The 3,978-nt window shown below is 69.4% G+C and carries 3 protein-coding genes; all 3 read left to right on the plus strand.

Going from position 1 to position 3,978, the window contains the following annotated elements:
- On the plus strand, nt 1-1,956 hold a 1,956-nt coding region (locus NTW26_08425), incomplete at its 5' end, for a serine hydrolase (GenBank protein MCX7022276.1).
- A gap of 259 nt (nt 1,957-2,215) precedes the next feature.
- On the plus strand, nt 2,216-2,749 hold the full coding sequence (locus NTW26_08430) for a hypothetical protein (GenBank protein MCX7022277.1): 534 nt from the start codon (nt 2,216-2,218) through the stop codon (nt 2,747-2,749).
- Nucleotides 2,746-3,621, plus strand: coding sequence for a hypothetical protein (locus tag NTW26_08435; protein MCX7022278.1), 876 nt, complete (start codon nt 2,746-2,748; stop codon nt 3,619-3,621). Before NTW26_08430 ends, NTW26_08435 begins: the two co-directional genes overlap by 4 nt.
- Nucleotides 3,622-3,978 lie beyond the last annotated feature (357 nt).

Consider the following 3,978-nt stretch of genomic DNA (forward strand, 5'->3'; position numbering starts at 1 on the left):
AAAAACTACGGCGACGCCTACGAGCACTACCGCCGCGTGCTGGAGGTCCTCCCCGACGATTTCATCGCCAACCAGCGCGTGGGCTACATCTACACCGTCATCGGCGACTGGGGCTCGGCGGAGGATTATCTGGAGGACGCCCTGGATATCAAGCCCGGCGACGCCGACACGCAGAGCCTCCTGGATTACGTGCGCCGGAAGATGGCGGAGGGCCCGCCCCCGGGGCCGGTCATCAGCCAAATCATCCTGGACGGTAACGCCAACGACGAACAGGACGGCATCCTGGAGGCCTTCGGTCTCAAGCCGGGCCAGCCGTACACCGAGGAGTCGGTAAACGACGGTCTGGAGCGCATCCGCGATTACTTCCGCGACCGGCCCATCGGCGGGGTCTCCCTCGAGGTGCGCACCGAGGACCAGTTCGACGGCCGGGCGGTCTCCCTGGAGCTGGAGGTGGTCACCGGCGAGTCGGCGGTGCTGGGCGCCGTGGAGCTCCGGGGGCTGGTGGATACCCCGATGGACGTGGTGGAGCCGATTCTGGCGGCCCACGGAGTCTTCGTCGGCGCGCCCTTCGACAGCCACGAGGTTTTCACCGCCGTCCGCGAGCTTTTCGAGACCGGATACTTCGTCAGCGTCAGCCGAAACCTGCGCTCCGGCGTGACCCCCGACGAGATTGACCTCATCCTGTTGTTCGAGGTCACCGGCTCCCCAGACACCAGATTTTCCCCCAAGCGAGGCAGGCAGATGGCGAAACCCTTCGGCGTCCGGCTGGGCATTTTCCTCCTCGGCGTGGTCGTCGTGCTCGCGACCGTCCTGGGCGCCGGCGACCCCGGCCCGCTCCTTTCCACCGCCGACCCCGAGGACGTGGGGATGGATCCTGCGCGGCTGGCCCGCCTGGATGACCTGGTGGACGAAATCATCGCCTCGGGGCGGATGCCGGGCTGCGTGATTCTGGTCGGGCGCCACGGCGCCGTGGTCTGGCGAAAGGCCTACGGCATGGCCGAGGTCGAGCCCGAGCAGCGGCCCATGCTCCCCGACACCCCCTTCGATCTGGCCAGCCTGACCAAGGTGGTGGCCACCACCACGGCGGCGATGATTCTCCTGGAGCGCGGCGAGTTCCGCCTCGACCAGCCCGTGGCCTACTACATCCCCGCCTTCGGCGAGAAGGGCAAGGGCGACATCACCCTGCGCCAGCTCCTTCTGCACACCAGCGGCCTCCCCGCCTGGCAGGATTTCGGCAAGACGTGCTCCACCACCGCCGACGTCATCGCCGAAATCTGCGCCCTGGAGCCCAAGTACGCCCCGGGCGTCCACTACCTCTACAGCGACCTGAACATGATTCTTTTGGGTGAAATCATCCGCCGGGTGGATGGGCGGCCCCTGGACGAGTTCTGCCGGGAGGAGATTTTCGAGCCGCTGGGGATGGCGCACACGGTTTTCAACCCGACGGGCGCGTTCGCCGCGTCGGCGGCGGCCACCACCCGGGCCGAGGGCCGCGCCGACGTCCCCGACGGCACCATGCTCGTAGGCCGCGTCCACGACGCCAACGCCGCGGTGATGGGCGGGGTTTCCGGCCACGCCGGCCTCTTCTCCACGGCCGACGACCTGGCCGTCTTCGCCCAGATGCTCCTCGCCGGCGGGATTTACGGCGACACCCGCATCCTCTCGCCGGTGACCGTGAAGCGGATGACCGAGGAGCAGCTGCGGGTGGATTCAACCGTGCGCCGCGGACTGGGCTGGGACCTCCACTCCGACGAGTACTGCACCTCCGGCGACCTTTTCTCCTCCTCCTCCTACGGCCACACCGGCTTCACCGGCACCAGCCTGTGGGTGGACCCGGAGAACGACCTCTTCGTGATTCTGTTGGCCAACCGGCTGCACCCCGACAACCGGCAGAGCGCCTTCAACGAGGTGCGGGCCCGCATCCACAACGTCATCGCCGCCTCCATCGTCGAGTAGCCCCATCGCCTGGGTTCCCAGGGCGTGTGGAGCGGCGTGAGACAAGGGGCTTAAGCCCCTTGCCCCGGAGCACATTACACCACGGCGGGGGCGGCGGTTTCGGGCCGATGGGCGGCGGATTTAGCGGGTTCCCCCGGACGCCGACTCGTAAATCCGAGGCTATCGTGTTCCCCCCGGACGGGGGCGGCGGCGTTCCGCTTCCCCCGACGCCCCCGTTACCCTTTCGGGCCGACCCCCCGTAATTCCCCGAGGTGCAGTGGTGAAGGCATTCGTATTGTCGGTGTCGCTCGGCGCGGTCCTCGTCCTCGGGTGCGCGGACGTCACGGGCTCCACGGAGCTGGGCGCCGGTTTCTGGCCGCTGGCGGTGGGTAACTCCTGGACCTACCGGGACAGCTTCGGCGACCTGGCCGAGGCGACCGTCACCGCCGAGGAGGGCGGCTGGTACTGCTGGGACGAGGGCGTGGCCCAAATGGCGCTTTGGTGCTCGGATCATTCCTGCCGACGCCAGCCCGCGTGGCCGCCGCCCGGCGACTCGCGGTACACGATGATCCTCCTCGAGGAGCCGCTGGAGGAGGGCGCCACCTGGCCGCTCTACGCCGACGGCTCCGGAGAGGCCAGGCTCGTGAAAGCCGACTTCCTCTATGAGACCCCCGACGGAGACTGGGGCCACTGCTATAAAGTGGAGCTGGGGACCACCTGGGAGGTGTACGCCCGGGGGATCGGCCTGGTCGCCGAGGGCTTTGGCGACTTCGAAACCCGCCACCTGGTGGAGTACGCGTTCGGCGACCGATGAGCGCACCGGTGAAAATCGGCGTGTACGGGATGGAGGAGGCGCCGGGGTTCCTCGCCGGTGAGCTGCGGGCCGTCGGTATTGATGCCCGCGAGCTCGCCGACCTCACCCCGGCGACCCTGGCCGGCCTGGACGTCCTCCACGTCTTCTATCCGCCCATGGCCTGGCGGGGCCTCGTCACCGCCCGGCTCATGGGGCTGGCGACGGTGGCCCATTGGATGGGGAGCGACGTCCCCGCCGTGCGCCGGGGCCGTCAGCGGCTCAAGCTCCGCCTGACCCTCCCCTTCATCCAGTTGCACCTGGCAGACAGCGCCGGGCTGGTCGGTGAGCTGGCCGGGCTCGGGGTGCGCGCCCACTTCCAGCCGGTCCTCTCGGACAAGCTCGGGGTCGAGGACGCGCCCTGGCCCGAGGAGCCCTCCGTCCTGGTCTACATCCCCCCCGAGCGCGGTGATTTCTACGGGGTGCCGCGGGCCGTGCGGCTGGCCGGGAGGATGCCCGACGTGCGGTTCCGCTCCTGCGGCCCCGGACCGGCCCACGCCGACGCGCCCCCCAACTGGGAGCATCTCGGCGTCCGCGAGGACATGTCGCCGGTTTACGCCGGGGTGCGCGTGCTTCTGCGTCCGACCACGCACGACGGCCAGGGTAGGATGGTGCTGGAGGCGCTGGCCCTGGGGCGCCGGGTGGTGTGGAGCGGCCGGCTGCCCCACGTCGTCACCGCCCGCGCCGACGACGAGCTCGACCGCGCGGTCCGGGAGGCCCTGGACGCGGGGCCCAATCGGGGCGGTCAGGAGATGGTGCGCCGGTTTTTCGACCGCCGCCGCAGCGCGTTCCGCCTGCGCGACTACTACCGGCTTCTGGTGGGCCGGACGCCTTAGGGGATGGAGGGGCGGTCGCCCGTAGGCGGTTGGATTTGCGATGACGTAGGGCGGCCCCTCCGCGGGCCGCCGCGTTTACGCTCCCAACCCCGACCCTCACCCCGGCCCGCGTAAATGTAGGGCGGGGATTTTAACCGAGCGTAGCGAGCTATGCCCTCGGCAAATCCCCGCCGCTTTTACGCTCCCAACCCCGACCCTCACCCTAACCCTCTCCCTAAAAGGGAGAGGGGATAGCGGCAGCCCTCCCCCTGGGTTGCGATGATGTAGGGGCCGACCTTCCGGTCGGCCCGCGGGCGACCGTGGAGGACTCGTCCTACCGGTCGCCCCTACGGTCCGTTTCGCGGTTTACGTAGGGGC

It is taken from the genome of bacterium, from assembly GCA_026398675.1.
GTDB lineage: Bacteria > RBG-13-66-14 > RBG-13-66-14 > RBG-13-66-14 > RBG-13-66-14 > RBG-13-66-14.